General features: G+C 72.9%; 23 protein-coding genes. 10 read left to right on the top strand and 13 right to left on the bottom strand.

The window, feature by feature from the left end; translation table 11 throughout:
* The first annotated feature begins 3 nt into the window (after window positions 1–3).
* Window positions 4–798 carry an endonuclease/exonuclease/phosphatase family protein gene (locus COO58_RS17100; RefSeq protein WP_098745715.1) on the top strand — a complete coding sequence of 265 codons (795 nt, stop codon included), beginning with the start codon at window positions 4–6 and terminating at the stop codon, window positions 796–798.
* Here the strand turns inward: COO58_RS17100 and COO58_RS17095 are convergent.
* Together COO58_RS17095 and COO58_RS17090 are read right to left on the bottom strand one after the other, a co-directional pair.
* The gene (locus COO58_RS17095) at window positions 795–1,430 is read right to left on the bottom strand and encodes a GAP family protein (protein ID WP_098745713.1); all 636 of its coding nucleotides are present in this window, start codon (window positions 1,428–1,430) and stop codon (window positions 795–797) included. The genes COO58_RS17100 and COO58_RS17095 overlap by 4 nt on opposite strands.
* Before the next feature lie 224 nt (window positions 1,431–1,654).
* Complete coding sequence (locus tag COO58_RS17090; RefSeq protein ID WP_091579149.1) at window positions 1,655–2,617, bottom strand: TIGR03557 family F420-dependent LLM class oxidoreductase; 963 nt, start codon at window positions 2,615–2,617, stop codon at window positions 1,655–1,657.
* Window positions 2,618–2,979: 362 nt separating this feature from the next.
* Here COO58_RS17090 and COO58_RS17085 point away from each other — a divergent pair, with 362 nt between their 5' ends.
* Window positions 2,980–4,368 (top strand): cellulase family glycosylhydrolase, encoded by a 1,389-nt coding sequence (locus COO58_RS17085; protein WP_098745712.1) that lies wholly within the window; start codon window positions 2,980–2,982, stop codon window positions 4,366–4,368.
* A 67-nt stretch (window positions 4,369–4,435) separates the two neighbouring features.
* Here COO58_RS17085 and COO58_RS17080 read toward each other — a convergent pair whose 3' ends face one another.
* Window positions 4,436–6,625 (bottom strand): tetratricopeptide repeat protein, encoded by a 2,190-nt coding sequence (locus COO58_RS17080; RefSeq protein WP_255292707.1) that lies wholly within the window; start codon window positions 6,623–6,625, stop codon window positions 4,436–4,438.
* 143 nt (window positions 6,626–6,768) lie between these two features.
* On the opposite strand from COO58_RS17080, the gene COO58_RS17075 reads away from it, so the two are divergent.
* Complete coding sequence (locus tag COO58_RS17075; RefSeq protein WP_098745709.1) at window positions 6,769–7,341, top strand: hypothetical protein; 573 nt, start codon at window positions 6,769–6,771, stop codon at window positions 7,339–7,341.
* A gap of 30 nt (window positions 7,342–7,371) precedes the next feature.
* Here the strand turns inward: COO58_RS17075 and COO58_RS17070 are convergent, their stop codons facing one another.
* The 3 genes from COO58_RS17070 to COO58_RS17060 form a co-directional block, all read right to left on the bottom strand.
* The gene (locus COO58_RS17070; protein ID WP_176558888.1) at window positions 7,372–8,628 is read right to left on the bottom strand and encodes an RNA polymerase sigma factor; all 1,257 of its coding nucleotides are present in this window, start codon (window positions 8,626–8,628) and stop codon (window positions 7,372–7,374) included.
* Window positions 8,629–8,630: 2 nt separating this feature from the next.
* A complete protein-coding gene (locus COO58_RS17065; RefSeq protein WP_255292706.1) occupies window positions 8,631–9,023 on the bottom strand; it encodes a YciI family protein in 393 nt (130 codons plus the stop codon).
* 119 nt (window positions 9,024–9,142) lie between these two features.
* Window positions 9,143–9,553, bottom strand: coding sequence for a RidA family protein (locus tag COO58_RS17060; protein ID WP_091583896.1), 411 nt, complete (start codon window positions 9,551–9,553; stop codon window positions 9,143–9,145).
* Between the two features lie 79 nt (window positions 9,554–9,632).
* Here COO58_RS17060 and COO58_RS17055 point away from each other — a divergent pair, with 79 nt between their 5' ends.
* Window positions 9,633–10,010, top strand: a complete 378-nt coding sequence (locus COO58_RS17055; RefSeq protein WP_098745704.1) for a helix-turn-helix domain-containing protein — start codon at window positions 9,633–9,635, stop codon at window positions 10,008–10,010.
* Window positions 10,011–10,013: 3 nt separating this feature from the next.
* Here COO58_RS17055 and COO58_RS17050 read toward each other — a convergent pair whose 3' ends face one another.
* Genes COO58_RS17050 through COO58_RS17035 form a run of 4 tightly spaced genes read right to left on the bottom strand, consistent with a single transcriptional unit; the run spans window position 10,014 to window position 15,427 of the window.
* The gene (locus COO58_RS17050) at window positions 10,014–12,239 is read right to left on the bottom strand and encodes an alpha-galactosidase (protein WP_098745703.1); all 2,226 of its coding nucleotides are present in this window, start codon (window positions 12,237–12,239) and stop codon (window positions 10,014–10,016) included.
* Window positions 12,236–13,120, bottom strand: coding sequence for a carbohydrate ABC transporter permease (locus tag COO58_RS17045; RefSeq protein ID WP_091579130.1), 885 nt, complete (start codon window positions 13,118–13,120; stop codon window positions 12,236–12,238). Before COO58_RS17045 ends, COO58_RS17050 begins: the two co-directional genes overlap by 4 nt.
* Complete coding sequence (locus COO58_RS17040; RefSeq protein ID WP_098745701.1) at window positions 13,117–14,073, bottom strand: carbohydrate ABC transporter permease; 957 nt, start codon at window positions 14,071–14,073, stop codon at window positions 13,117–13,119. Before COO58_RS17040 ends, COO58_RS17045 begins: the two co-directional genes overlap by 4 nt.
* Before the next feature lie 22 nt (window positions 14,074–14,095).
* Window positions 14,096–15,427 (bottom strand): ABC transporter substrate-binding protein, encoded by a 1,332-nt coding sequence (locus COO58_RS17035; protein WP_098745700.1) that lies wholly within the window; start codon window positions 15,425–15,427, stop codon window positions 14,096–14,098.
* A 229-nt stretch (window positions 15,428–15,656) separates the two neighbouring features.
* Between COO58_RS17035 and COO58_RS17030 the strand changes: the two genes are divergently transcribed.
* The 3 genes from COO58_RS17030 to COO58_RS17020 all read left to right on the top strand — a co-directional run bounded on the left by COO58_RS17030 (window position 15,657) and on the right by COO58_RS17020 (window position 19,511).
* Window positions 15,657–17,648, top strand: a complete 1,992-nt coding sequence (locus tag COO58_RS17030) for a beta-galactosidase (RefSeq protein ID WP_091579123.1) — start codon at window positions 15,657–15,659, stop codon at window positions 17,646–17,648.
* Complete coding sequence (locus COO58_RS17025; RefSeq protein WP_098745698.1) at window positions 17,648–18,424, top strand: DeoR/GlpR family DNA-binding transcription regulator; 777 nt, start codon at window positions 17,648–17,650, stop codon at window positions 18,422–18,424. The genes COO58_RS17030 and COO58_RS17025 overlap by 1 nt, the downstream gene beginning before the upstream one ends.
* Before the next feature lie 118 nt (window positions 18,425–18,542).
* The gene (locus COO58_RS17020; protein WP_098745697.1) at window positions 18,543–19,511 is read left to right on the top strand and encodes a sporulation protein; all 969 of its coding nucleotides are present in this window, start codon (window positions 18,543–18,545) and stop codon (window positions 19,509–19,511) included.
* A gap of 65 nt (window positions 19,512–19,576) precedes the next feature.
* Here the strand turns inward: COO58_RS17020 and COO58_RS17015 are convergent, their stop codons facing one another.
* The gene (locus COO58_RS17015; protein ID WP_176558887.1) at window positions 19,577–19,912 is read right to left on the bottom strand and encodes a hypothetical protein; all 336 of its coding nucleotides are present in this window, start codon (window positions 19,910–19,912) and stop codon (window positions 19,577–19,579) included.
* Between the two features lie 318 nt (window positions 19,913–20,230).
* On the opposite strand from COO58_RS17015, the gene COO58_RS17005 reads away from it, so the two are divergent.
* The gene (locus COO58_RS17005; RefSeq protein WP_176558828.1) at window positions 20,231–20,653 is read left to right on the top strand and encodes a hypothetical protein; all 423 of its coding nucleotides are present in this window, start codon (window positions 20,231–20,233) and stop codon (window positions 20,651–20,653) included.
* Between the two features lie 55 nt (window positions 20,654–20,708).
* Here COO58_RS17005 and COO58_RS17000 read toward each other — a convergent pair whose 3' ends face one another.
* Together COO58_RS17000 and COO58_RS16995 are read right to left on the bottom strand one after the other, a co-directional pair.
* The gene (locus tag COO58_RS17000) at window positions 20,709–22,994 is read right to left on the bottom strand and encodes an AAA family ATPase (RefSeq protein WP_176558886.1); all 2,286 of its coding nucleotides are present in this window, start codon (window positions 22,992–22,994) and stop codon (window positions 20,709–20,711) included.
* A gap of 170 nt (window positions 22,995–23,164) precedes the next feature.
* On the bottom strand, window positions 23,165–24,307 hold the full coding sequence (locus COO58_RS16995; protein ID WP_098745692.1) for a sigma-E factor regulatory protein RseB domain-containing protein: 1,143 nt from the start codon (window positions 24,305–24,307) through the stop codon (window positions 23,165–23,167).
* Window positions 24,308–24,402: 95 nt separating this feature from the next.
* Between COO58_RS16995 and COO58_RS16990 the strand changes: the two genes are divergently transcribed.
* Together COO58_RS16990 and COO58_RS16985 are read left to right on the top strand one after the other, a co-directional pair.
* On the top strand, window positions 24,403–25,059 hold the full coding sequence (locus COO58_RS16990; RefSeq protein WP_091579106.1) for a response regulator transcription factor: 657 nt from the start codon (window positions 24,403–24,405) through the stop codon (window positions 25,057–25,059).
* Window positions 25,060–25,097: 38 nt separating this feature from the next.
* Window positions 25,098–26,447 (top strand): cell wall metabolism sensor histidine kinase WalK, encoded by a 1,350-nt coding sequence (locus tag COO58_RS16985; RefSeq protein WP_098746408.1) that lies wholly within the window; start codon window positions 25,098–25,100, stop codon window positions 26,445–26,447.
* Window positions 26,448–26,451: the final 4 nt, after the last annotated feature.

Raw genomic sequence — 26,451 nt, 5'->3', positions numbered from 1 at the left:
CCGATGCTGCGGGTGATGACCTGGAACATCCGGACCGGTGGTCGGGACCGCGACGGCACCGACCGCCGGGACCGGATCGTCTCGGTCGTCACCGCGCGACGCCCGGACGTGCTGGCGTTGCAGGAGCTGCGCGGCATGGACGCCAGACTGGGCGGCCTGGCCGACCGGCTCGGGATGGAGGCGCACCTGGCCCGGTCCTGCTTCGGCCAGCCGGTGGCGGTGCTGGTCCGCCCGCCCCTGCGGGTGCTGCGCGCCGGGCGGGTCCGACGCCCGTTCCACCACGCCGCCGCCCGGGTCCAGATCGCCACCGGCGCGGGACCGCTGACCGTGTTCAGCACCCACCTGAACCCGTACTCGGGTGGGCGACGACGGATGGAGGCGGACTGGCTCGCCGCCGCGCTCCGGCGTACCGGGGGAGCGCTGGCCCTGCTGGCCGGTGACCTGAACACGTTGGAGCCCACCGCCGACCACACCGCACGGCTGGCCGGGCTCGCCACCCCGTACCGGCGGCGGCACCTGCGCCGCGACGGCCGGACGGTCGACACCCGGGCGGTGGCCCGGCTGCTCGACGGCGGTCTGGTCGACCTGTGGCCGCGATCCGGCGGCGACGAGCCGGGCGGGTGGACCGTGCCGACACGCCACGGCGGCGCGGAGTTCGCCGGGATGCGGTTGGACTACCTGCTCGCCACGCCGGCGCTGGCCGGGCGCGTGCACGCGGTGCGGGTGGTGCGCGGCGGGGACGCCGACGCCGCCTCCGACCACTACCCGGTGGTGGTCGAGCTGGACCTCGACCCCTAGGTCAGGTCGGACCCGACGATCGCCACGAAGATCAGGATGACCAGCTCGCTGATGATCCAGGAGTGGGCGTCGGACCAGTCGCGGACCTTCGGCAGCATCCGTTCGGCGCGGCGGCCGAGCAGCACCAGCGCGAGCAGCGGCAGCGCCAGGAGCAGCACGGTCAGCACCAGGAACGGCAGCAGGTGCCACCACGGCCTGTCGTGCCCGGCCAGGCTGCCCGCGACCGAGGCCATGGTGACCTCGTCGCTGGGCATGGCGAGGAAGAGCACCACGCCCAGGCCGAACGCGAACGCGGGCTTCGGGTCCTCCAGCCTGCGCATCCAGCCGGGTGGCTGGTTCCGTTTCCGCCTGAGGAACGTGATCACCATGAGGACGAGCAGCAGCGCCAGCACGATCCAGTCGATGAGGTGCCGGCTGCCGTTGTCCCTGGTCCCGTTGCCGGCGCTGTGCCGCACCAGCCGGAACACGCCGTACCAGACGGTCAGCGCGACCAGCATGCCCAGCGTGGCGCCCGCCAGGTAGGCCACCGAGCTGCGGCGTGGGTCGCGGCTGGCGGCCAGGAAGATCGCGCTCACCACCTGCGGCCCGGCGACCATCACGAAGGCCAGCGGCAGCACGCTCAGCAGGTTCATGACCACATTCTGTGGCCGCCGCCGGAGCGGTGCGGGAGCTTCTACAGGACCAGGTTGAGCAGGACGGTGAGCACCACCGAGGCGACGATCGAGAAGAGGATCATCAGGAGGCAGCCGAACCCGCCGCCGGCGGGTCGGATCTCGGTGTTTCCGATACGCATGACATCAGCTCCTCGCAGCAGGCTCGGGCGTTGCCGCGAGTGCCGCGGCAACGCCCGAGCGGGTCACAGCTCGCGCAGCCGGGGCAGCAGTTCCTCCTGCGCCCAGTCGAGGAACATCGGCTGGCTCTCGCCGCCCACCTGGACCAGCGCCACGTGGGTGAACCCGGCGTCGACGAACTTCTTGAACGCCTCGACGTGCCGGTCGACGTCCGGGCCGCAGGAGATGCCCTCGGCCACGTCCTCCTCGCGGACGAACTGGGTGGCCGCGGCGAACGCGTCCGGGCCGGGCAGGTCGGCGTTGACCTTCCAGCCCATGCCGAACCAGCGGAACTGGTCGTGCACGATCTTGCGGCACTCGGCTTCGTCCGGGCCGTAGCAGATGGCGACCTGTCCGTAGCGGGGACGGCCCGCGCCGCCGGCCTCGTCGTACATGTCGACGAGGTGGGACAGCGGGTCGGTGGCGATCATGGCGTCCGCGTACTCGGCGGCCAGCGTGGCCGACTGCCGACCGGAGGCGGCCACCGCCATCGGCACCGGGCGCTCCGGCCGGTCCCAGACGTACGCGTCGGGCACGTCGAAGTGGTTGCCGGAGAACGTCAGCGTCTCGCCGTTGAGCAACGGCCGGATGATCTGGAGCGCCTCCTCGAACATCTCGTGCCGCTGCTGCACGTGCGGCCACCCACCCACCACGTGCTCGTTGAGGTTCTCCCCGGCGCCGAGGCCGAGCGTGAACCGACCGTCCGAGAGCACCCCGATGGTGCTGGCCTTCTGCGCCACCACCGCCGGGTGGTAGCGCCGGATCGGGCAGGTGACGAACGACAGCAGCTCGGGTCGGCTGGTGGCGTGCGCGACCGCGCCGAGCACCGACCAGGCGTACGGCGAGTGGCCCTGCGACTCCAGCCAGGGGTAGTAGTGGTCGGACATGACCAGGTGGTCGAAGCCGGCGGCCTCGGCGCGGATGGCGTGGTCCACCAGCTCCTTCGGGCCGGCCTGCTCGCACATCAGGGTGTAGCCGACGTTCACCATGGCGCATCTCCTTCCGGGTGGATCGTCTCCGGATACCCCGCCTCAGGCGGATCAACCCGGGTGTCCGCTTCCCGGGCGATCGTCTTGACGCCGCGCCGGATGCTGCCTACAGTCCGGCTTAACCGGTTCAGACCGGGACGGCGCACCATCCTGTGGTGGGGATGACCGCCCCTGCGGCGGCCCGTGACGGCACGGGTCGCCGCAGGACTTAACCGGTTGCCTTCCGCGTCCCATCGGCCTACGCTGATGCCGGCGTCCGCCGGGAGTCACGGGCGCGGCTGTCGGGCTCAGCCGCCACCGCCTCGTCACCATCACCGCACCCCCGCTCGGGCACGGGGTGACACCTTCCCCTGAGGACAGCCATGAAGAAGATGCTCTCCGTCGCGGGCGCCGCCCTGCTGACGGCCCTCGCCGCCGTCTTCGCCTTCGGGCAGCCGGCGCACGCCGCCGCCGGTTTCTCCGTCTCGAACGGGCGGCTCTACGACGCCAACGGCACCGAGTTCGTCATGCGCGGGGTCAACCACGCGCACACCTGGTACCCGCAGCAGACCAGCTCGTTCGCCAACATCAAGGCGCTCGGCGCCAACACGGTCCGGGTGGTGCTGGGCAGCGGCGACCGCTGGACCAAGAACAGCGCCGCCGACGTGGCCAACGTGATCTCGCTGTGCAAGGCCAACCGGCTGATCTGCGTGCTGGAGGTGCACGACACCACCGGCTACGGCGAGGACGGCGCCGCCACCACGCTGGCCCGGGCCACCGACTACTGGCTGAGCATCGCCGACGTGCTCAAGGGCCAGGAGAAGTACGTCATCGTCAACATCGGCAACGAGCCGTTCGGCAACCAGGGCTACAGCGCCTGGACCACCGACACCTCGAACGCGATCAAGCGGCTGCGCGCCGGCGGCCTCACCCACACGATCATGGTGGACGGGCCGAACTGGGGCCAGGACTGGTCGTTCACCATGCGCGACAACGCCGGCACCGTGTTCAACGCCGACCCGCAGCGCAACACCGTCTTCTCCATCCACATGTACGGCGTCTTCGACACCGCCGCCGAGATCAGCGACTACCTGGGGCGGTTCCGCTCCGCCGGGCTGCCGATCGTGGTCGGTGAGTTCGGGTTCAACCACTCCGACGGCAACCCCGACGAGGACGCGATCATGTCCTACAGCCAGGCCAACGGCATCGGCTACCTGGGCTGGTCGTGGAGCGGCAACGGCGGCGGCGTCGAATACCTCGACATGACCACCGGCTTCAACCCGGCCCAGCTCACCACCTGGGGCCAGCGCATCTTCAACGGGGCCAACGGCATCGCCGCGACCGCCCGGGAGGCGTCCGTCTTCGCCGGCAGCTCGCCCAGCCCCACCACCAGCCCGACCCCGACCACGAGCCCCAGCCCGACCACCAGCCCCAGCCCGACCACGCCGCCGACCACCACGCCCCCGCCGGCCGGTGGCTGCACCGCCACGTACACCGTCGTCAACTCGTGGCAGGGCGGTTTCCAGGGCGAGGTCAAGGTGACCGCGGGGTCCGCCGCGATCACCGGCTGGACCACGAAGTGGACGTTCACCAACGGCCAGGCCGTCAGCCAGTCGTGGAACGCCACGGTCAGCAACAGCGGGTCGGCGTACACCGCCCGCAACGTGGACTACAACGCCCGGCTGGGCGCCGGCGCCAGCACCAGCTTCGGCTTCATCGCCAGCTGGAACGGCACCAACGCCGTGCCGGCGGTGACCTGCGCCGCGAGCTGACCGACCGGGTACGCCGGTGGCCGGGTCCGCACGGGCCCGGCCACCGGTCCGGTCGGCGAGGGCGGCGCTAACGTCGCCCCAACCGGGTGAGCCGGCGACGAACCGTGCCGGTCAGGGGGTGGTCGTGTCCCAGGACGCGCTCGCAGTGCGCGAGCGTCTGCGCGTACAGGGCGACGGCGCGATCCACCTGGCCCGCCTTCTGGCAGGCGCTGGCGAGATTGCTGCGGGACTTCAGCGTGTCCGGGTGATCGGGTCCGAGGACCCGGACGCGGTCCGCGAGGGTCCGCTCGTGCAGGACGATCGCCTCCTCGGCGCGGCCCGCCGCCCGGTAGGCGTTGGCGAGGTTGTTGCGGGACTTCAGGGTGTCCGGGTGATCGGGTCCGAGGATCCGCTCGGCCTCGGCGAGGTTCCGCTCGTGCATCGCGACGGCCTGTTCGATGCGACCTGCCGATCCGTAGGCGTTGGCGAGGTTGCCCCGGGCCTTCAGGGTGTTCGGATGGTCGGGGCCGAGGATCCGGTCGAATTCGTCGAGAGTCTGTTCGAGCAGGGTGACGGCCTGTTCGGCGCGGCCGGCCAGGCGGTAGCTGACGGCGAGGTTGTTGCGGGAAGCCCAGGCCTCGGGGTGGTCCCGGCCGAGGATCCGCTCGACCTCGTCGAGGCTCCGCTCGTGCGCGGCGACGGCCAGGTCGATGCGGCCGGCCACCCGGTAGGCGATCGCGAGGCTGTTGCGGGACCTGAGGGTGTCCGGGTGTTCCGCGCCCAGAACGCGCTCGTGGTCGGCGAGCAGCTGCTCCGACAGCGTCACGGCGCGGACGAGGTCGCCGGCGGCCTGCAACGCACCGGCCGCCCAGCCGAGTTGACTCAGCGGCGGCACGTCGGTGGCGTGCTCGCGCAGCGCCAGGGTGTGCGCGACGAGCTCGTCGACCTCGGCCCGGCGGCGCGCGACCTGCACCGAGGGCAGGGCGCCGGTGAGCCGGTCCAGCAGGCCGGTCGCGGCGGCGACCGCGTCCGCCAGCGGTGGTGTGGCATCCGCCCTGCTGGCCAGCTCGCGGATCACCCGGGCGGTCAACCGGTGGACGGTCACGACCACGCGGTCGCGACCCCGCTCGTCCTCCACCACACCGCCGAGCGTGACGAGTGACGCGCCGGCGAGCAGGTCCAGGGCCCGCCCCACCCCTCCGGTCAGGCCCAGCCCGTCGGCGCCGGCGACGAGCATCTCCCGGCTGACGCCGTCCGGCGACAGCAGCGCCAGTACGGTCAACAGGCGTACCGCGTCTCCGTCGGGATCGTCGGCGGTCAGCCCGGCCACGCTCAACCGCGTGGCCTTGAGCACCCCGGGATGGTCGGTGCCGGCCTGACGGCGCAGCGTGGCGTCGAGGTCCTGCCCGTCCAACGCCGCCAGATAGCGGCGGTACGAGAGCCGGTTGCGCACGACGTACGCGGCGGCCTGCGCGAGGCCCAACGGCAGCCAGCCCAACTGCTCGCCGACCTCGCCGGCGTCCCCGCCGTCCGGCAGCCCGGTCGCCTCGTGCAGGAAACGCCGCCCCTGCTCCGGGCTGAACAGTCCCACCGGGACGACGGTCACGCCGGGCATAGCGGCGAACTCCTGCCGGTTGCTCGTGATCAACACCGTGGCACCGCCCGGTCCGGGCAGGAACGGCGCGACCGCGTCCGGGTCGTCGACGTTGTCGAACACCACCAGCCGGCGGGCCCGGCCGCCATCGCTGAGCCACCGGGTCACCGCCGTGGCCAACTCGGGCGGCGTCTGCTCGGCCCCGGTCCGGAGCCCGAGATGTTCGGCCAGCAGGGCCAGCTCGACCGTCGCGCCGCCCTCGGCGTTGAGCCACGCCACCAGGTCGTAGCCGTCCGCGACGCACTGCCGCGCGTACTCGGCGGCCAACTGGGACTTGCCCGCGCCGCGCTGCCCGGCCAACGCCACCAACGCGGCCCGGCCCTGGCTCTTCAGCGCCCGCCGCAACGCTTTGACCTCCGCCGGCCGGGGCTGGAAGTGCCACGCCACCCGAGGCACCGCGCCGAACACGCGCGCCGGCACGGGACCACTCCGGTGCGACGTCCTGCCCGGCCTCAGCGCCGTCACCAGGGGCGGCACGAACATCGTCGCCAGCGCGGCCAGCGCACCGGAGACCACCGCGACCGGCGTCTTGCCGTCGGCCACCAGCGACCAGCCGATGAGCGCCGCCGTCGACCCGACCACCACGACCAGCAGCCCCCGCCGCAACCACCGTCCCCAGTGCATGGACACCACCGCACCGTACCCACCGCCCCCAAGCGGTGTGATCGAGGAGTTCGGGTCGCGGATGCGGGTGCGGGGCACGGCCTGCCGTACGATCTGCCGCGCGCCGGGCCGACCGGACGGCGCGATCGTCGGGAGGGGACACGATGAGCACGCCGGGGACCAGGGGACGACCGTCGGGGCTCGTGATCGGCTCGCTGGTGGCGATCTCGTTCGGGACCGTCTTCGTCCTGGTCAACAGCGGTGGTCTGCCCGCGCCGTGGCCGCTCGTGGTGCGGGTGGCCGGCCTGCTGGTGGCCGCGCTGCTCCTGGTCGGCCTGTTCCGGGTCGCCCGCCGGGAGACGCCCGCACCGGAGCGGGAGGCGGCGGGCTTCATGGACCGCCGCTACTGGCTCGTGGTGGCGCTGGAGGCGGTCGCCCTCTTCGGCGGCCTGTCCGTGATCAACAACGTGCTGGACCGGCCCGAGGTGGCGGTCGCGTGGGTCGCGGTGGTGGTGGGTGTGCACTTCTTCGGCCTCGCCGCGGTCTGGCGGATGCCGCGCTACCACTGGCTCGGCGCCGTGATGACCGCGCTCGGCATCGCCGGCTTCCTGGTCCACGCGCTCGGCGGCAGCGCCGCCACGGTCGCCCTGGTCTCCGGCGTCGGCTGCGGCGCGGCCCTGTTCGCCACCGTCGCCCTGGCCCTGCGCGACGCCACCACCCCCCGCCCCACCGCCTGACGACCCAGGAGTCCGACGCAAACTCCTGGCTCAGGGCCGAGGGGGTGGTGTGGCCAGGTGGGCGGCGCGGAGCTGGAGATACTCCTGCTCGGGGCGGCTGGTGGTCCGCGCGGCGGCGGCCCGGTAGTGGGTCACCGCGGCGTCGCGGTCGCCGGCCATCTCGTGCAGATGCGCGCGGGCCGCGTCGAGCCGGTGCGAGCCGGCCAGCCGGGAGTCACCGGCCAGGCCGGCGAGCGCGTCCAGGCCGGCGGCCGGGCCGTGCACCATGGCGGTGGCGACGGCCCGGTTGAGCGCCACCACCGGGCTTCCGGTGAGGCGCTCCAGCACGCCGTACAGCGCGAGGATCTGCGGCCAGTCGGTGTCCGCCGCGCTCGGCGCCTCGTCGTGCAGCGCGGCGACCGCGGCCTGGATCTGGTACGGCCCGACCGGCCCCCGGGCCATCGCGGCGGTGACCAGCGCCGTCCCCTCGGCGATCGCGGCGGCGTCCCAGCGGGAGCGGTCCTGCTCGGCCAGCGGGATCAACTCGCCCGACGGGCCGGTCCGGGCGGCGGCGCGCGCGTCGGTGAGCAGCATCAGGGCGAGCAGCCCGGCCACCTCGCTGTCGTCGGGCAGCAGCCGGCGCATCTCCCGGGTCAGTCGGACCGCCTCCTCGGAGAGGTCGACCCGGCGCAGGTCGTCGCCGAGGCTGGCGGTGTGCCCCTCGGTGAAGATCAGGTAGAGCACGTGCAGCACGGCGGCCAGGCGTGCCTGCCGGTCCGCCGGCTCGGGCATCCGGAAGGGCAGCCCGGAGTCGCGGATGCGCTGCTTGGCCCGGCTGATCCGCTGCGCCATGGTGGCCTCGGGGACGAGGAACGCGCGGGCGATCTCGGCGGTGCTCAGGCCGCCCACCGCGCGCAGGGTCAACGCGATCGCCGACGGGGTGCTCAGCGTCGGGTGGCAGCAGAGGAACAGCAGCACCAGCGTGTCGTCCCGCTCGCCGGTCAGCGGCTCGTCGGCGGCCGGCGCGGTCCGCCGGTCGTCGCCGGAGCGCCGGGCCGCGCGTTCCTCCCGGTCGCGCCGGGCCGTCTCGGCCCGCACCAGCTCGATCATCCGCCGGTACGCGACCTGCGTGAGCCAGCCGCGCGGATGCTCCGGCACCCCCTCGGCGGGCCACTGCCGGGTCGCCGCCAGCAACGCCTCCTGCACCGCGTCCTCGGCGGTGGCGAAGTCACCGAAGCGGCGGGCGAGCACGCCGAGGACCTGCGGCGCCAGCTCGCGCAGCAGGTCCTCGACGGTGTGGTCGGTCAGCGTCACATCTCCTGCGGCGGGCCGGACATCACCGGGTGCACCTCGATCGGCATGTTCAGCGGCCGTCCGCCCGGGCCGGGCGCGGTGGAGATGAACGCGGCGATCTCGGCCGCCCGCTGCGGGGTCTCGCAGTCGACGATCCAGAAGCCGGCCAGGAACTCCTTGGTCTCCGCGAACGGGCCCTCGGTGACCACCGGCGCGCCGTTCGCGCCGGCCCGCACGATCCGGGCCTGCTGCGGCCCGCCCAGCCCCTCGCCCTGCACGAACTCCCCGTCGGCCACGAGCTTGGCGTTGACCTCGCCCATGAAGTCGATGTGGGCGCGGAACTCCTCCGGCGTCCAGGTGTCGACGGACGGGAACTCGGCCCCGGCGGCGCTGAACTGCATCAGCAGCATGTACTTCACGATTCGCTCCTCACGCCCGAGCACCGATTGTCGGTGCCTGCACCCTCCGGTAGAAGCCGCCACCCCGGTTCTCGACATCCGCCGGCGAAGAAAGTTCCGGGGAGGTCCGGTCACCCCGTGATCGCGGTCGCCTCCAGTTCGACGAGCACGTCGGGCTCGAAGAGGTGCTCCACGCCGATCAGTGAGGCCGGCGGCAGCGGGCGGGGCAGACCCAGCTCCTCGGCGACCGACTCGATCCCGGCCATGAACGGCTCGATCCGCTCGGGCTTCCACCCGGTGACGTAGAAGGTCAGCCGCACCACGTCGTCGAAGGAGGCGTCGGCGCCGGCGAGGGCGAGGGCGGTGTTGCGCAGCACCTGCGCGACCTGTCCGCTCAGGTCGCCCGGCGCGACGGGCGTGCCGTCGCCGCGTCGGGCGATCTGGCCGCTGACATGGATGTGGCGTGACCCGGTGGACACCGCCACGTGGTCGTAGGGCGTGTGCGGCTGAAGGCCGTCGGGGCTGAAGCGGATGACCGGCATCATGTCTCCTCTGGTGGACGTGCTGAGGTTTACCATTGATACCTAGTTGACGAAGGACACTTCAAGGAGACCTGGTTTCATGCGCGATACCACCGCCCCTCGCGCCGGTGAGCTGCGGATCGACGCGCCCCACCGCGACCTGCTCGACCAGGTGCTGGACAAGTGGTCGCTCAGCATCCTCAACGAGCTGTGCGAGCGGCCGTGCCGCTTCAACGAGCTGCGCCGCGCCGTTCCGGCCGTGACCCAGAAGTCGCTGACCGCGACGCTGCGCCGACTCGAACGCAACGGCATCGTCGAACGCCGCGTCGTGGCCACCCGCCCGGTCGCGGTGGAATACCGGATCACCCCGCTGGGCAAGACGCTGCGCGGTCCCGTCGACGCCCTCCTCGAGTGGGCCGACGCGCACATGCCGCAGATCGAGAGGGCCCGTACGGCGTTCGACGCCGCGGAGGACTGACGCTCAGGCGGCGACGGCCTCCACCAGCAGCGCCTGCTCCGGGTGCAGGGCGGGCAGTTGCAGACCGACCGACGCCAGCACCGACCCGCTCAGCGTCACCCCCGCGCCGGACGCCAGCCAGGCCGGGGGCGTCAGCTCCAGCAGCGCCGGCTCCGGCACCCCGGCCGGCGGGCGGACCCGGTAGCGCCGGTGCGGGTCCAGCCCCGGCAACCGCACCGCGCCCGGCACCTGGGCCGCCGAGGTGGCCACCCGGCTGACCGCGTACACCGCCGCGGAGCGGTCGTGGGCGACCACGCCGTGGGCCTGTACGGCCGGGTCGGGGTGGTCGACCCGGACCACCCGGCCGCCGTGCAGCAGCGGACGCAGCCGCTTGTGCAGCGCCACCCAGGCGGTGAGTTCGGCGCGGGTGGTCGCGTCGATCGCGGTGATGTCCCACTCGATGCCGTGGTGGCCGAAGAGCGCGGTGACCGCCCGGAAGCCCAGGTCGTGGACCCGGTGCGTGGTGTGCGAGCGCTCCGGCCCGATGTGCGTGCCGATCAGCTCGGGCGGGAGCAGCAGGCCGGTCCAGCGCTGGATGGACAGCCGTTCCAGCGCGTCGTTGCAGTCACTGGCCCAGACCCGGTCGGTGCGGCGCAGGATCTCCAGGTCGACCCGGGCGCCACCGGACGAACAGCTCTCGATCTCCAGGCCCGGATGACGGGCGCGCAGCTCGTCGAGCAGCCGGTAGACGGCCACGGTCTGCGCGTGCACCCCGGGCCGGCCGGCGTGCCCGGCCTCGGTGAGGTCCCGGTTGTGGTCCCACTTCAGGTACGCGATGCCGTCGTGCTCGCGCAGCACCGCGTCGAGCCGGCCGAGCACGTACGCGTACGCGTCCGGGTTGACCAGGTCGAGCACCTGCTGGTGCCGCCACTCCGGCGGCAGCCGGCCGGGCGCCTGGAGCAGCCAGTCCGGGTGGGCCCGGAACAGGTCGGAGTCGGGGTTGACCATCTCCGGCTCGACCCAGAGCCCGAACTGCATGCCGTGCGCGCGGACGTGGTCGATCAGCGGTTGCAGCCCGTCCGGCCAGACCTCGCCGTCTACCCACCAGTCGCCGAGCCCGGCGAGGTCGTGCCGCCGGCCGCGGAACCAGCCGTCGTCGAGCACGAAGCGTTCCACCCCCACCTCGGCGGCCCGGTCGGCGAGCGTCCGCAGCCGGTCCAGGTCGTGGTCGAAGTAGACCGCCTCCCACACGTTCAACGTCACCGGTCGCGGCGTGCGCGGATGCTTCGGCCGGGCCCGCAGGTGCGTGTGCAGCACGTCGCTGAGCCCGTCCAGCCCGTCGGCCGAGTGCGCGGCGTGGAGCAGGGGAGAGGCGTACTCCTCGCCCGGCCCCAGCACGATCTCGCCGGGGGCCAGCAGCTCGCCGCCGCCGAGCGTGGCCTCGCCGGTCGGGCGACGCTCGGCCACGGTGACGTGGTCGCCGCTCCAGGCGGTGTGCACCGCCCACACCTCGCCGTGCCCGAAGCCGAAGCCGGGAGTGCCGGCGACCAGCAGCAGCGTGGCGTCGTGCCCGGTACGTCCGTGCCGTCCCTCGCGGACCCAGGCGCCCATCGGCCACGGGTGCCGCTGCGGCGCGCGTTCCCGGCACCAGCGGCCGGTCAGGTCGAGCAGTTCGGTGGCGACCGCCGGCACCGGCAGCACCGGCGTCAGCTCGCGCAGCTCGTAGCGTCCGTCGCCGTCGTTGCGCAGCCGGTGTCGCAGCGTCAGCAGTCCCGCCGCGTCCAGCGCGATCTCGACGGTCAGGCGCAACCCCGCCCCCGGGTCCACCGCCCGCACCTCGACAGTGGAAAGGAAGGGCCCCCTGTTAACGCCTGGTGCAGGTAAAGGGGCCCCTCCTAACAGCTCGGGCCCGACGGCCGCGGTGCCGTCGGGGGGTGGCGTCGCGCGTTCGTCGCGTACGTCGAGGTCGACCAGGCGGAACGAGGTGGACCAGTCCCGGCCCTCGCGGTGACCGGCCAGGCCGGGCCGGCCGCTCCAACCGGCGCTCGCCTCGGGCAGCAGCGACAGCACGGTGGGCGCGTCGAAGCTGCTCGGGACCACCGGCGGCACGGTGGCGTCGACCAGCGCGGGCAGGTCATCGGCGGGCAGCGGCCCGAGGTCGGCGCCCCAGTGCACGACCCGGGGCAGGCCCGGGCCGCGCGCGTCGAGCACCAGGCTGGTCCGCGCGCGGCGCAGGTGGACGATCGTCATCCCTTGGAGGCTCCCAGCGTCAGGCCCCGGACGAACTGCCTCTGGAGCAGGAAGAAGATCACCAGGGTGGGGACCGCGACCAGGACCGAGCCGGCCGAGACCAGGTTGTTGTCGGTGAAGAACTCGCCGCGCAGGTTGTTCAGCGAACTGGTCACCGGGAACTTGTCGCCGGTACGCATGAGCACGGTGGCCCAGAAGAACTCGTTGTAGATCCAGGTCACCTCCAGCGTGGCCAACGCGGCCAGCGCCGGCCGGCACAGCGGCATGGTCACCTGCCAGTACTGCCGCCACACACTCGCCCCGTCGACCATCGCGGCCTCGTACAGCTCGTGCGGCAGCGCCTTCATGTAGTTGCTCAGCACGAACACGCAGAAGCCGCACTGGAACGCGACGTTGACCAGGATCAGCCCCCAGTAGCTGTCGTAGAGCAGCTCCGAGTCGCTCATCCAGGCCGGCAGCGGGATCTCGGTGAACATCCGGAACAGCGGGATGAGCAGGGCCTGCTGCGGCAGCAGGTTCGCGGCGGTGAACAGGCCGAGCAGCGCGATGTTGAGCTTCCAGCTGAACCGGGCGATCACGAACGCCACGCACGAGGCGAGGAAGAGCGTGAGCAGCACCGCCGGGACGGTGATGTAGACCGAGTTGAGGAAGTGCTTGCCGAACTCGGCGGTGCGCCACGCGGTCACGTAGTTGTCGATCGTCCACCCGCCGAGCGAGACGTAGCCGTTGGCGGCGGTGTACTCGTAGGAGCGGAACGACGTCAGCACCGCCCAGAGGATCGGGAACAGCCAGCCGATCGCGACCGTACCCAGGAAGAGGTGCAGGACCACCCGGGCCGGCCGCAGCGGCCGACGGCGCCCGGTGGAGACGGCGGCGGTCATCGCTTGTCCTCCCGCATCACGGTCCAGAGGTAGATGGTGATGAAGACCAGGGAGACAATCAGCATGATCGTCGCCAGCGCCGAGCCGAAGCCGATCCGGCTCGCCTCGCCGACCACGTTCTGGGTGACCAGCGCGGAGATCAGCTCCAGCCCGTTGCGGCCCTTGTTGATGACCCAGACCAGGTCGAACGCGCGCAGCGACTCGATCACGGTGACCACCAGCACGATGATGTTGATCGGGCGCATCACCGGGAACACCACCCGGAAGAACGTGCTGGTCTCGGAGGAGCCGTCCACCGCGGCGGCCTCGCGCAGCGACGGGTCGACGCCCTTGAGCCCGGCCAGGTAGAGCAGCATGATGTAGCCGACGTGCCGCCAGCCGGCGGCCACCAGCACCGCCCAGATGTTGACGTTCGGGTCGCCGTACCAGTCGGTGTCGCCGCCGAACACGCCGTTGAGCAGGCCCTGGTCCCGGCTGTAGATGAGCTGCCAGACGAAGCCGATCAGCGCCAGCGACAGCACCACCGGCAGGTAGAGCGCGGTCTGGTAGAACCGGCTGCCGCGCAGCTCCTTGTCCAGCAGCACGGCGAGGAACATGCCGAACGGGGTGGCCACCACGAACAGCGCGGCCAGCCAGAGCAGGTTGTTCTGCACCGCGGGGACGAACGGCGGGTAGATGTTCACCACGTCGTCGTAGTTCTTCCACCCGACCCAGTCGATCTCGCCGATCGGGCCGATGCCGTCCCAGTCCGTGCCGGAGAGCAGCACGGTCGTCACCGCCGGCAGCCAGACCAGGGCGGTGACGAGCAGCAGGGGCACCAACACCATCAGCGTGATCACCACGCGGTCGGTGCGGGACAGGAGCCGTAGCCGGCGACCGCGACCACCGGTGGTGGTGGTCGCGGCCGGCGGCGGCACGGCGCGATCCGCTTGGATCAGGGGCAGGTCGGACATGATGTCCTTCCCCCTTCCGCCGTCAGCTGGTGAAGATCGACTTCTTCTGGTTCTCGACGCTGGTGAGCAGCCCGCTGATGTCCTTCGGGTCCTTGATGAACTGCTGCAACGCCGGGATGATCACGGTGGAGGCGAAGTCCGGCCGGGTGTCCCGGTCGAGGAACTGGGCGATCTCGGTGGCCGAGCCGACCAGTTCGGCGGCCTTCTTCTGCAGCGCGGTGTAGCCGGCGGTGTCCGCGCCGCTGTTGGCGACCAGCGTGCTCGGGTCGTTCTTCACGGTGATGTTCGCGGCGTCCTTCGAACCCAGGTACGTCAGCAGCTTCTCCGCCGCGTCCTTGGACTTCGGCTTGCGCGCCATCATGTAGCCGTCGATCGGCGCGTCCAGGGCCTTCGCGCCGATCGTGGAGTCGATCTCGGGGAAGGTGAAGAAGTCCAGGTCCTCCAGGTCGGCGCCGCTGAACTGCTGGCCGACGAAGAGACCGAGCAGGTACATGCCGCTCTTCTTCTGCTGCAGCGACTGGGCGGCCTCCTGCCAGGTGCGGCCGAGCGAGTCCGGCTGGTGCAGGGGGAGCAGGCCGGCCCAGGTGTCGAAGACCTTCTTGACCTTGTCGGAGGTCCACGCCTCCTTGCCGGCCATCAGGTCGATGTGGAACTGGTAGCCGTTGATCCGCAGGTTGAGGACGTCGAACGTGCCCATCGCCGGCCAGCCGTCCTTGTCGGCGAAGGCGATCGGGTTCAGCCCGTCCTTCTTCATCTGCGCGCCGAGCGTGTTCAGGTCGTCCAGCGTCTTGGGCACCTGGTAACCGCGCTGCTGCCAGACCGACTTGCGGTAGAAGACCGCCCACGGGTAGTAGGACGCCGGCACGAAGTACTGCTTGCCGTCGTCGCCGGTCGACGCCTTCTTGAACGCGTCGGAGTAGCCGTCGAGCTTGCCCCACACGTCGCTGAGGTCACCGGCCAGGCCCTTGGCCGCGAAGAACCGCATCCGGTAGCCGGCGAACCAGGTGAACACGTCGTCCGGCTTGCCCTGCAGATAGTTGTTGATGTTCTCCTGGAACGTGTTGTGGTCGACCGTGTTGACGGCGACGGTCACCCCGGAGGACGTCTTGAAGCCGTCCATCACCTTGGCGACGACGTCCTTGGGCTTCGGGTCCGACTGGTTCGAGCCGAGCGAGACGCTCTTGGCGTCCCCGCCGGAACCGGAGTCGGAGTCGCCGCAGCCGGCGAGCAGGCCGGTGCCGAGCAGCGCGCCCGCGCCGGCCGCGCCGGCCAGCAGGGAGCGCCGGTTCAGGCCGGCGACGGAGGGGGGTACGAGCCGGGCGAGGTACTCGGCCTGCGAGCGGGGACGGGACACTGTGCCTCCTGCGTGGAAGAGGTGCGCTACGAGATTCACCGAGAATCCACATGTCCGAACAGAAATAGCCGGTGGCGGTTGAAGCTACCCCTTGGTTCGGCGCTGTCAAGAGGGCAAACGGGCGGCGATAACCGAGCTGTGGCAGGGGAAAGAGCCGGTAAACGTTGTAACTTTTGTCGATGTTGGAAAGTGTTGACTTGAGTCGCGGCCGGGGGCACGCTCTGCTGTCATGCGGAACTGGCACGGCGAGGGCATCTGGTACGGCGCCGACTACAACCCGGAGCAGTGGCCCGAGGAGGTGTGGGCCGAGGACGTCGCGCTGATGCGCCAGGCCGGGGTCAACCTGGTGTCGGTCGGCATCTTCTCCTGGGCCCTGCTGGAGCCCGCCCCGGACCGGTACGAGTTCGGCTGGCTGGACCGCGCGCTCGACCTGCTGCACGCCGGCGGGATCCGCGTCGACCTGGCCACCGCCACCGCCAGCCCGCCGCCGTGGCTGGCCCACCGGCACCCGGAGACGCTGCCCCGGCGTGCCGACGGCGCCGTGCTGTGGCCCGGCGGCCGGCAGGCGTACTGCCCCAGCTCACCGGTGTTCCGGGACCGCTCGCTCCGCCTGGTCGAGGCGGTGGCGCGGCGCTACGCGGCACACCCGTCGGTCGTCCTCTGGCACGTCTCCAACGAACTGGGCTGTCACAACGTGCACTGCTACTGCGACGTCAGCGCCGAGGCGTTCCGGCGCTGGCTGCGCGAGCGCTACGGCGACCTGGACGCGCTCAACGCCGCCTGGGGCACCGCGTTCTGGAGCCAGCGCTACCACGACTGGGCCGAGGTGAACCCGCCGCGCGCCGCGCCGACGTTCGCCAACCCGACGCAGCAACTGGACTTCCTGCGCTTCTCCTCCGACGAGCAACGCGCCCAGCTGCGCGCCGAGCGGGAGCTGCTGAACCGGCTCGTCCCGCAGCCGGTGACCACCAACTTCATGATCGGCACCGGCATCAAGTATCTGGACTACCACTCGTGGGCGTCGGACGTGGACGTGGTCGCCAACGACCACTACCTCACCGCCGCCGACCCGCGACCGCAGGTGAACCTCGCGCTCGCCGCCGACCAGACCCGGGGCGTGGCGGGCGGCGCGCCGTGGCTGCTGATGGAGCACTCCACCAGCGCGGTCAACTGGCAGCCCCGCAACATCGCCAAGACGCCCGGTCAGATGCGGCGCAACAGCCTCGCCCACGTGGCCCGTGGCGCCGACGGGGTGCTCTTCTTCCAGTGGCGCGCCTCCCGGGCCGGCGCGGAGAAGTTCCACTCCGCGCTGGTCCCGCACGCCGGGCCGGACACCAAGGTGTTCCGCGAGGTCCGCCGGCTCGGCGCCGACCTGCGGGCGCTGGCCGAGGTACGCGGCAGCCGGGTCGCCGCCGACGTCGCGCTGCTGTTCGACTACGAGGCCTGGTGGGGCGCGGAACTCGACTCCCACCCGAGCGTCGACGTCACCTACACCGACCGGCTCGCCGCGCTGCACGGCGCGCTCTGGCGGGCCGGGGTCACCGCCGACGTGGTGCACCCGTCGGCGGATCTGTCCCGCTACCGGCTCGTCCTGGCGCCCACGCTCTACCTGACCCGCGACGCCGACGCCGACGCGCTGCGCCGCTTCGTCGAGGCGGGCGGCACCGCGCTGGTCACCTACTTCAGCGGCATCGTCGACGAGCACGACCACATCCGGCTCGGCGGCTACCCCGGCGCGTTCCGCGACCTGCTCGGCGTACGCACCGAGGAGTTCTTCCCCCTGCGCGCCGGCGAGACGGTCCGCCTCGACGACGGCGCCCGCGCCGACGTGTGGACCGAGTGGCTGCACGCCGAGGGCGCCGAGGTGCTCGCCGCGTACGCCGACGGGCCCTTGCCCGGCGTGCCGGCGCTGACCCGCCACGCGGTCGGCGCGGGCGCCGCCTGGTACGTCGGCACCCGGCTCGACGACGCGGCCACCGACCGGCTGGTGGCCCGGCTGCTCGCCGAGGCCGGCGTGCGGCCGCCGGTGGCCGCGCCGGCCGGGGTGGAGGTGGTCCGCCGCCGCTCGGCCGAGCGGAGCTGGCTGTTCGTGGTCAACCACACCGACGGGTCGGCCCGGCTGCCGGCCACCGGCGTCGAGCTGCTCAGCGGCGAGCGGTGCGACGGCGAGCTGGTGGTGCCGGCGGGGGAGGTGGCGGTGGTCCGCGAGGTGGAGGTCTGATGCTGGCCCAGCAACGGCAGAGCGCCATCCTGGAACTGATCCGCCAGCGCGGCGGCGTCCGGGTCAGCCACCTGGTCAGCCGCTTCGGCGTGTCGGACATGACCATCCGGCGGGACCTGGAGGTGCTCGCCGAACGCGGCCTGGTCGACAAGGTGCACGGCGGGGCCACGCTGGCCGGCCCCGGCTCGACCGAGGAGCCCGGCTTCGCGGCCAAGTCGGCCCGCCAGCGGGCCGAGAAGCAGGCGATCGTGGAGCGGGCCGCCGGGCTGGTCGAGCCGGGCATGGCCGTGGCGCTCTCCGCCGGCACCACCACCGCCGCGCTGGCCGCCCGACTCGCCGAGGTACGCGGGCTGACCGTGGTCACCAACTCGATCCCGGTCGCCGACGCGCTCTACCAGAATCCCCGCGCCGACCAGACCGTCGTGCTCACCGGCGGTATCCGGACCCCGTCGGACGCGCTGACCGGCCCGGTCGCCGAGTCCGCCATCGCCGCGCTCAACGTCGACCTGCTCTTCCTCGGCGTGCACGGGATGAGCCAGCGCACCGGCTTCACCACCCCCAACCTGCTGGAGGCGGCGGTGAACCGCCGCCTGATCGGCGCCGCCCGCCGGCTGGTCGTGCTCGCCGACCACACGAAGTGGGAGACCATCGGCATCGCCACCATCGCCCCACTGGAGGAGGCCGACGTGCTCATCACCGACGGTGGGCTCCCGGTCGAGGCCCGCCGTCAACTCGGCGAGCAGGTGGGCGAACTGATCGTCGTCCCCACCGACTGAGCGTCCCGGCGGCGCGTCCCGTCCGCTTTCAGGCACTTCTCAGCCGTCCCATTTAGGGTGCCCTGCACGGCCCGCGTGCTCCAGGGTGGAGCGCGCCTACGGCGGAAGCGGAGTTGCGATGGTCTTCAAGAAGATGCTGAGCGCGTTCGGCGTGGGTGGCCCGAGCGTCGACACCGTGCTGACCAACCCGAACACCCGGCCCGGCCTGGCCCTGGACGGGCACGTCAACCTGGTCGGCGGCGACGCTCCGGCGCGGATCGAGCAGATCACCCTCGGCCTGGTCACCCGGGTCGAGATCGAGGGCGGCGACACCGAGTACGCCGGCGTCATGGAGTTCCACCGGATGCCGGTCAGCGGCGCGTTCGAGCTGGCCCCGAAGCAGCAGCTCGCCATTCCGTTCCAGATGCCGGTGCCGTGGGAGACCCCGGTCACCGACGTCTACGGGCAGCGGCTGCGCGGCATGACCATGGGCCTGCGCACCGAGCTGGCGGTGGCCCGGGCGGTGGACAAGTCCGACCTGGACCAGGTGTCGGTGCACCCGCTGCCGATCCACGAGCGGATCCTGGACGCCTTCCAGGCGCTGGGCTTCCGGTTCAAGCACGCCGACCTGGAGCGCGGCCACATCTACGGGGTCCCGCAGACGTTGCCGTTCTACCAGGAGATCGAGTTCTTCGCCGCGCCGCAGTACGCGCAGACGGTCAACGAGGTCGAGCTGACGTTCGTGACCAGCCAGCAGGGTGTCGAGGTGATCCTGGAGTGCGACAAGCGCGGCGGCTTCCTCAGCGCCGGGCACGACGCCTTCGGCCGGTACTCGATCCCGCACAGCGACGCCGCGCGCACCGACTGGACCCAGGTGGTCGACGGCTGGCTGCGCGAGACCACGTCCCGCTACGGCGGCCTGCGCGCCCAGGGCTTCGGCGCGCCGCACGGCCACCACGGCTACCCGGGACACCACGGTCACCGGGGCTCCGGGATGGGCGGCATGATGGCCGGCGCCGCGCTCGGTGTGGCCGGCGGTCTGGTCGCCGGCGAGATGCTCGAGGACGCCTTCGAGGGCGACGACGGCGGGGACTTCGGCGAGGAGTGACGGCGCGCGACGACGCCCCCGGGACGCAGGTCCCGGGGGCGTCGCCGTTGGCGTGACCGTGAGGGTCAGTGCCGGCCTCGACGCTCCTTGCCGGAGCGACGCGCGCTGCCCGCCTTCGACAGGCCCCGGCTGACCAGGTACGCGCCGGTCAGCGCGGTCAGGTACCACCAGGCCTGGTTCGGGTTGTTGATGTTCAGGCCGTTGGCGGTGGTACCCCGCCAGAACGCGGCGATCACGACGACCGCGGCGGCCGCGGCGTACACCCAGAACTCGGTGGTGAGGAACGCCTGCTTCGTCTCGGTGCCGGGGCTGGGCATCTGCTCCCGGTGGCCGTCGTGCATCGACGGCATCTGACGGGTCGACGTGTCCTGCATGCTCGCCCGGTTCTGGACGTCGGACATCGGCCGGTTCATCGGCCTGGTGGATGCAGCCTGCGTGCTCATCTGGTCCTCCTCAGGATTTGATGAGTCGTTACCTGCACACCCTCGCCCCGCTACCGCAGGTCGGCCACGGCACGGTTCGCGCTCTGTGGCGGGGGCACCCTCCGACTACCCGACCCCGGAGACAAGCTAACCGCCGGATGCCCGGCCGTCGTCGCCCCTGCGGGGAACCGGACAGCGGGGCGTATACCCGGCGCCACCGGGGGTGGGCCGGTTTCAGCCACCGGCCCTCGGGCACGCATCACTGACACCCGACACCGGAGCGACGAGGTGGTTGACGTGCGTGAGGACGACATGCGGCAGGACGCCGCCCGGCAGGCCGAGCGACGGGTCGCCGGCGGCGTGTACGGCGAGGGCGCGCTCGACGAGGTCACCGTGCCGCAGACCGACGTGGAGCGGATGATCCAGGAGTCGGATCCGGACGACCCGGCGCACGTTCCGGTCGACCCGACCGTGCTGCGCGACGGCGGCCCCACCCGGGGCCAGGGCGCGGTCACCACGACCGGTGGCACCGCCGGCCCGGCCAGCGTGCGGCGGGTGGCCCGGCAGCCGGAGCGGCACCCGGGCACGGTGGCGCCGACCACCACCGGGGACGCCACGACCGGTGGGATGAGCACCCCGTCCGGCGGTTCCACCAGTGACGCCTCGGCCAGCGGCGCCCAGGTCGGCAACTTCACCGACGAGGGCGCCAACCCGGGCTGACAGTTGTTAAGAAGGGGCCCCTCCTCTACCGGATGCGTTAAGGAGGGGCCCTTCCTTACACGCGGAGGATCCCGAGTCGCTGGGTGGCGCGGGTGAGCGCGACGTAGAGGTCGCTGTGCCCGCGCGGCGACTCGGACACGATCCGTTCCGGCTCCACCACCAGCACCGAGTCGAACTCCAGCCCCTTGGCCTGCTCGGTGGTCAGCACCACCACCCGGTTCGCCAGCTCCGGCTGCTCGCCGACGGCCGCCTCGGGCAGCGCCGCGACGACCGCGCCGCCCAGCTCGGTCACCCGCCCGGTCGGCACGATCACGCCGAGCCGCCCGTCGCCGAGCCCGGCGGCCTCCCGCGCGGTCGCCTCGACCAGCGCGTCGACCAGCGAGGCCGCCGCGACGGTGCGGTCCCACGGCGGTACGCCGGTGGCGCGTACCGAGCGGGGCGGGCGCAGGGCCGGGTCGATCTCGGCGAGCACGTCGGCGGCGACCGCCATGATCTCGGCGGGGGTGCGGTAGCTGACGGTCAGCTCCTCCAGCCGCCACCGGTCCGCCACGTACGGCGCCAGCGCCTCCCCCCAGGACGGGGTGCCGGCCAGCGCGCCGGTCTGCGCGACGTCCCCGACGACGGTCATCGACCGGCTCGGGCAACGGCGCATCAGCAGCCGCCAGGCCATCGGCGAGAGCTCCTGCGCCTCGTCGACGATGACGTGCCCGAACGCCCACGTCCGGTCCGCGGCGGCGCGTTGCGCGGTGGTGAGCCGGTCGGACTCCTCCTGCCGCTCGGAGAGCCGGGCGGCGTCGATCAGGTCGGTCACGCCGAGGATCTCACCGCCGTCGGCCTCGTCCTCCACGTCGATCGAGCGGGAACCGCGCCAGATCTCCAGCACGCCCTCGGCGTACTCGCGCTCCATCGCGCGGATCCGTTCCCGGCGGGCGGCGGCGGCGCGTTCGTCCTCGCCGAGCAGTTCGGCGGCCTCGTCCAGCAGCGGCACGTCGGCCGGCGTCCAGCCGCCGGGCTCCCGGTGCAGGGCGGCCCGCTCGGCGTCGGTGAGCATCGGCGCGGCGGCGGCGATCCGCTCCGGCGACGCGAACAGGTCGGCGAGCAGGCGCTGCGGGGTGAGCACCGGCCACAGCTCGTCCAGCGCGGCCCGGATCTCCGGCTCCTCGCGCAGCTCGCGGCGGATCTCGGCCCGGTCCGCCTCGGAGAGCAGGTTCTCCCCGCCCAGCGGGTCCGCGCCGATGCGCTCGGCCACCTGGTCGGCGAGCGCGTGCACGATCTCGATGTCGAACAGCGCGCGGGCCAGGTTGTGCGCCCGGCCGGTGCGGCGGACCCGGTCGCGGGCCTGGCGGACCGTCTCCGGGTCGAGCGTGAGCACCTCGCGTTGGGGCAGCTCGATCGTGATCGGCTCGGCCGGCACCCACTGCCGGTCCCGGACCGCCGCGGCGAGCACCTCGGTCAGCACGGCGCGGCCCTTGAGCGCGGCGGTGGTGGCCGGCTCGACGCGCCGGGCGTGCACCCCGGGGAAGAGGTCGGCCTGGGTACGCAGCAGCACGCCGGTCTCGGCCAGCGCCGGCAGCACCTGGGAGATGTAGCGCAGGAACGTGGCGTTCGGGCCGACCAGCAGCACGCCCCGGGTGGAGAGCTGCTGCCGGTGCGTGTAGAGCAGGTAGGCGGCCCGGTGCAGCGCCACCGCCGTCTTGCCGGTGCCCGGCCCGCCCTGCACCACCATCACGCCCGGCAGGTCGGCGCGGATGATCCGGTCCTGCTCGGCCTGGATCGTCTCGACGATGTCGCGCATCCGGCCGGTACGCCCGGCGTTGAGCGCGGCGAGCAGCGACGCCTCGCCGGTGACCTCCTCGTGCGCGGTGGGGGAGGCGGCGGTGATGTCCAGCACCTCGTCGTTGAGCCCGGTGACCTTGCGCTCGCGGGTACGCAGGTGCCGCCGCCGGCGTACGCCCTGCGGGTTGGCGGCGGTGGCCAGGTAGAACGGGCGGGCGGCCGGGGCGCGCCAGTCCATCAGCAGCGGGTCGTAGTCGCCGGAGGTGTCGAAGATGCCGATCCGCCCGATGTAGCGGGCGACGCCGTCGTCGCCGTCGAGGCGGCCGAAGCAGAGGCCGGACTCGACCGCGGAGAACTGCTCGACCTGGTCGGCGTACATCGCGACGGTGGCGTCGCGCTGCGACCGCGCCTGCTGGGTGCCGCCGGTGTGGCGCAACTCCTCGTCGAGTCGGCGGGCGGCCTGGTCCCGCATGCCGTCCAGCCGGTCGTAGAGCATCGAGACGTACTCCTGCTCGCGACCGATCTCGTCGTCCTGGTGCAGGTCACCCGCCACGTCGGAGTGCATTGACAAGCCGGCTCCTCATTGACTAAAATTGCCGCAGGAATGGCATTCAAAAGCCATTCCTTTTTTGTGCCTGAACTGAGAAAGATAGCGCGTCGCCCGCCACCCGACCAAGCCCGGACACGGCTCGGGGCCCGGTCGACGTCCGTCGACCGGGCCCCGAGCGCGGCGGTTCAGCCCTTGGCCGCCTGGTAGAGCCGCTCCGGCGTGACCAGCCCGGCGAGCACCCGGCCGTCGTCGGTCAGCAGCACGCTGAACAGCTTGCCGCTGAGCAGCCGGCCGCTTCCCCAGTCGCCGCTGACCTTCGGCAGGTCACCGAGCACCCGGCTCAGCATCTCCGCGTCCGGCGCGTCCTTGCCGGCCTTCGCGCCGCCGGCGCCCGCGCCGAGCGCCTCGTCGAGCTTGGCGACCACCACGGTGGTCCAGCCGGTGCCGACGGTACGCACGTCGGGGCGGTCGGCGTCCGCCCCGCCGGTGGCCTTGCCGGCGCCCGGCGCACCGGGCATCCGGCCGGCCGGCCCGGGCCGCTCGTCGGCCGGCGCCTCGGTGACCCTGACGCCGGGCGGCGGGTTGAAGCGGAACTGGTCGGCGTCCGGGGTCCGGAAGTCGACCTGGGTGAAGGCCACCTCGAACGCCGGCTCGTCGGCGCCGTCGGCGAGCACCTCGAAGCGCAGCGGCACGTGCTCCTTGGCGTCCAGCGCGATCCGCACCTGGTGCACCAGCGACGCCTTGTCGCGCGGCGTGAGCACCAGCTCGTACACGTCCCGACCGGCCACCGTGGCCGAGCGGCCCACGGTCACCGCCGTGGTCGGGTCGATCGCGGCCAGCGCCTGCTCGGTGGCGTCGGCCGGGGTGGCCGGCGCGGACGCCAGGTCCTTGCCGTCGGCCGGCAGCTTCCGGTGGAAGGCGGTGTTCTCCCGGCTGTTCCAGGTCCAGACGTCGCGCCCGTTGCGCAGCACGTCCTGTTCGCCGAGCGTGTCGACCAGGGCGAGCCGCTGCCGGTCCTCGCCGCCGTACCAGACGCGCAGCGTGTGCGTGCCGGAGACCAGGCCGGCGAGCTGGTTGCCGGTGGCCTGGCCGGCGAGCGCGGCGATCGGCGGCAGACCGAGGTCGGCGCGCTGCACCACGGTGCCGGAGAGCCCGTCCAGGCGGGACGTACGCAGGTCTTCCAGCAGCTGGGCCGCGCTGCGCGGCGGCAGGGCCGGGTCGGCGCCGGCGGCGAACGTGCCGACGGCGGCGCCACCACCGATCACGGCGACCCCCGCGGTCACCGGGACCAGCCAGCGCAGCACGGCGCGGTTCTTCATCACGGACATAGTGTGCACCTCCTGCGCTCCATGCTGCGCGATCGTCGCTGTGACGACGCTGAGGAGATCCCCTACGGGTGACCCCATGGTGGCACCCTGGACCGGTGCGGTTGCTGGTGGTGGAGGACGAGACGCGGCTCGCCGCGGCGCTGCGGCGGGGCCTGTCGGCGGAGGGCTTCGTGGTCGACGTGGCCGGCACCGGCCCGGAGGGGCTGGACGCGGCCCGGCACGGCGAGTACGACGCGATGATCCTCGACGTGATGCTGCCCGGCCTCTCCGGTTACGAGGTGGTGCGCCGGCTGCGCGCCGAGCAGCGCTGGCTGCCGGTGCTGATGCTCTCGGCCAAGGACGGCGAGTACGACCAGGCCGACGGGCTGGACTGCGGCGCCGACGACTACCTGACCAAGCCCTTCTCGTACGTGGTGCTGCTGGCCCGGCTGCGGGCGCTGCTGCGCCGCGGCGCGCCCCGGCGGCCGGCCGTGCTGACGGTCGGCGACCTGCGCCTGGACCCGGCCCGGCGGCGGGTCACCCGGGACGACGTCGAGGTGGTGCTGACCAGCCGCGAGTACGCGCTGCTCGACTACCTGATGCGCCGGGCCGGCGAGGTGGTGTCGAAGACCGAGCTGCTGGACCACGTCTGGGACGCCTCGGTCGACACCGCGCCGAACGCGGTGGAGGTCTACGTCGGCTACCTGCGCCGCAAGATCGGCCGGGAGCGGCTGGAGACGGTCCGGGGCGCCGGTTACCGGTTGGCCACGTGATCCGCCCGCTGCGCCGCCTGGGACTGCGGGCCCGGCTGCTGGCGCTGGGCGTGCTCGGGCTGGTGCTCGGGTTCGCGCTCGGCGGCGCGCTGCTGCTCGGCGCGCTCGGCTGGACGCTGCAACGGTCGGTGGACGAGGAGGCGCTGCGCACCGCCGACGCGGTCGCCCTGCTCACCGCCGAGGACGCGCTGCCGGACCCGTTGCCGGTGGCCGGCGGGCAGCTGCGGGTGCAGGTGGTCGACGGGCAGGCCCGGATCCGGGCCGCGTCGATCGACGCGGACCGCCTGGTGCCGATGCTCGGCCCGGACGAGCTGCGGCCCGGGCAGCGGCAGCGGCTGGTGGTGGACGGGCAGCGGGTCGGCATGTCCGGGCCGGTGCGGGTGGTGACGGTGCCGGCCGGCACGCCCCAGGAGCCGCGCACGGTGCTGGTGGCCAAGTCGCTCTCCGACGTCCGGCACAGCCTGCACGTGGTGCGCAATCTGCTGCTGGTCGGCTTCCCGCTGCTGGTGGCCGGGCTGGCGGTGGTGGCGTGGCGGGTGGTCGGCGCGACGCTGCGCCCGGTGGAGGAGCTGCGCAGCGGCGCCGCCGAGATCACCGGCCGGGCCGGCGCGGAACGCCTGCCGGTGCCGGCCGGGCAGGACGAGATCCACCGGCTCGCGGTGACGCTCAACGACATGCTGGACCGGTTGGCCGCGTCCCGGGACCGGCAGCGGGCGTTCGTCGCCGACGCCGCGCACGAGTTGCGCAGCCCGCTGACCAACATGCGTACCGAGCTGGAGGTGGCCCGCCGGCTCGGCGGCGACACCGACTGGCCGGCGGTGGCCGACGACCTGCTGGCCGACACCGAGCGGCTGGGCCGCCTGGTCGACGACCTGCTGCTGCTGGCCCGCCTGGACGAGCAGGCGGCGCGACCGTCGCCGGTGGGTCCGGTGGAGCTGGGTGGGCTGCTGCGCGCGGTGGCCGCCCGCTACCCGTCCCCGCCCGTGCGGCTGGTCGTGCCGAGCGGGGCGTGGTGGGTCGAGGGGGATCCGGGGGAGCTGCGCCGGGTGCTGGTCAACCTGGTGGACAACGCGCTGCGGCACGCACACGGCGCGGTGGAGCTGGCCGTGACCGGCCCGACCGGGGCGTACCACCTGGTCACCGTGACCGACGACGGGCCGGGCGTCCCGGCGGCGGATCGGGAGCGGGTGTTCGCCCGGTTCACCCGGCTGGACGACGCGCGGGCCCGGGACGCCGGCGGCGCGGGCCTCGGCCTGGCCATCGTGCGCGAGTTGGTGCGCCGGGCCGGTGGCACGGTGGAGCTGGCGGACGCGACGCCGGGCGCCGTCGCGCCCGGGCTGCGGGCGACGGTACGCCTGCCGGCGCTGGCCGAGCCGGACCCGGAGTGAGGTG

It is taken from the genome of Micromonospora sp. WMMA1996, from assembly GCF_002573675.1.
GTDB lineage: Bacteria > Actinomycetota > Actinomycetes > Mycobacteriales > Micromonosporaceae > Micromonospora > Micromonospora sediminicola.
This window is presented reverse-complemented; position numbering and strand designations above follow the sequence as displayed.

Bases quoted from the DNA above. Each gene is read 5' to 3' on its own strand.
- COO58_RS17100 (WP_098745715.1), top strand. From the start codon at position 4: ATGCTGCGGGTGATGACCTGGAACATCCGGACCGGTGGTCGGGACCGC.
- COO58_RS17095 (WP_098745713.1), bottom strand. From the start codon at position 1,430: ATGAACCTGCTGAGCGTGCTGCCGCTGGCCTTCGTGATGGTCGCCGGG.
- COO58_RS17090 (WP_091579149.1), bottom strand. From the start codon at position 2,617: ATGGTGAACGTCGGCTACACCCTGATGTGCGAGCAGGCCGGCCCGAAG.
- COO58_RS17085 (WP_098745712.1), top strand. From the start codon at position 2,980: ATGAAGAAGATGCTCTCCGTCGCGGGCGCCGCCCTGCTGACGGCCCTC.
- COO58_RS17080 (WP_255292707.1), bottom strand. From the start codon at position 6,625: ATGCACTGGGGACGGTGGTTGCGGCGGGGGCTGCTGGTCGTGGTGGTC.
- COO58_RS17075 (WP_098745709.1), top strand. From the start codon at position 6,769: ATGAGCACGCCGGGGACCAGGGGACGACCGTCGGGGCTCGTGATCGGC.
- COO58_RS17065 (WP_255292706.1), bottom strand. From the start codon at position 9,023: ATGCTGCTGATGCAGTTCAGCGCCGCCGGGGCCGAGTTCCCGTCCGTC.
- COO58_RS17060 (WP_091583896.1), bottom strand. From the start codon at position 9,553: ATGCCGGTCATCCGCTTCAGCCCCGACGGCCTTCAGCCGCACACGCCC.
- COO58_RS17055 (WP_098745704.1), top strand. From the start codon at position 9,633: ATGCGCGATACCACCGCCCCTCGCGCCGGTGAGCTGCGGATCGACGCG.
- COO58_RS17050 (WP_098745703.1), bottom strand. From the start codon at position 12,239: ATGACGATCGTCCACCTGCGCCGCGCGCGGACCAGCCTGGTGCTCGAC.
- COO58_RS17045 (WP_091579130.1), bottom strand. From the start codon at position 13,120: ATGACCGCCGCCGTCTCCACCGGGCGCCGTCGGCCGCTGCGGCCGGCC.
- COO58_RS17040 (WP_098745701.1), bottom strand. From the start codon at position 14,073: ATGTCCGACCTGCCCCTGATCCAAGCGGATCGCGCCGTGCCGCCGCCG.
- COO58_RS17030 (WP_091579123.1), top strand. From the start codon at position 15,657: ATGCGGAACTGGCACGGCGAGGGCATCTGGTACGGCGCCGACTACAAC.
- COO58_RS17025 (WP_098745698.1), top strand. From the start codon at position 17,648: ATGCTGGCCCAGCAACGGCAGAGCGCCATCCTGGAACTGATCCGCCAG.
- COO58_RS17020 (WP_098745697.1), top strand. From the start codon at position 18,543: ATGGTCTTCAAGAAGATGCTGAGCGCGTTCGGCGTGGGTGGCCCGAGC.
- COO58_RS17015 (WP_176558887.1), bottom strand. From the start codon at position 19,912: ATGTCCGACGTCCAGAACCGGGCGAGCATGCAGGACACGTCGACCCGT.
- COO58_RS17000 (WP_176558886.1), bottom strand. From the start codon at position 22,994: ATGCACTCCGACGTGGCGGGTGACCTGCACCAGGACGACGAGATCGGT.
- COO58_RS16995 (WP_098745692.1), bottom strand. From the start codon at position 24,307: ATGTCCGTGATGAAGAACCGCGCCGTGCTGCGCTGGCTGGTCCCGGTG.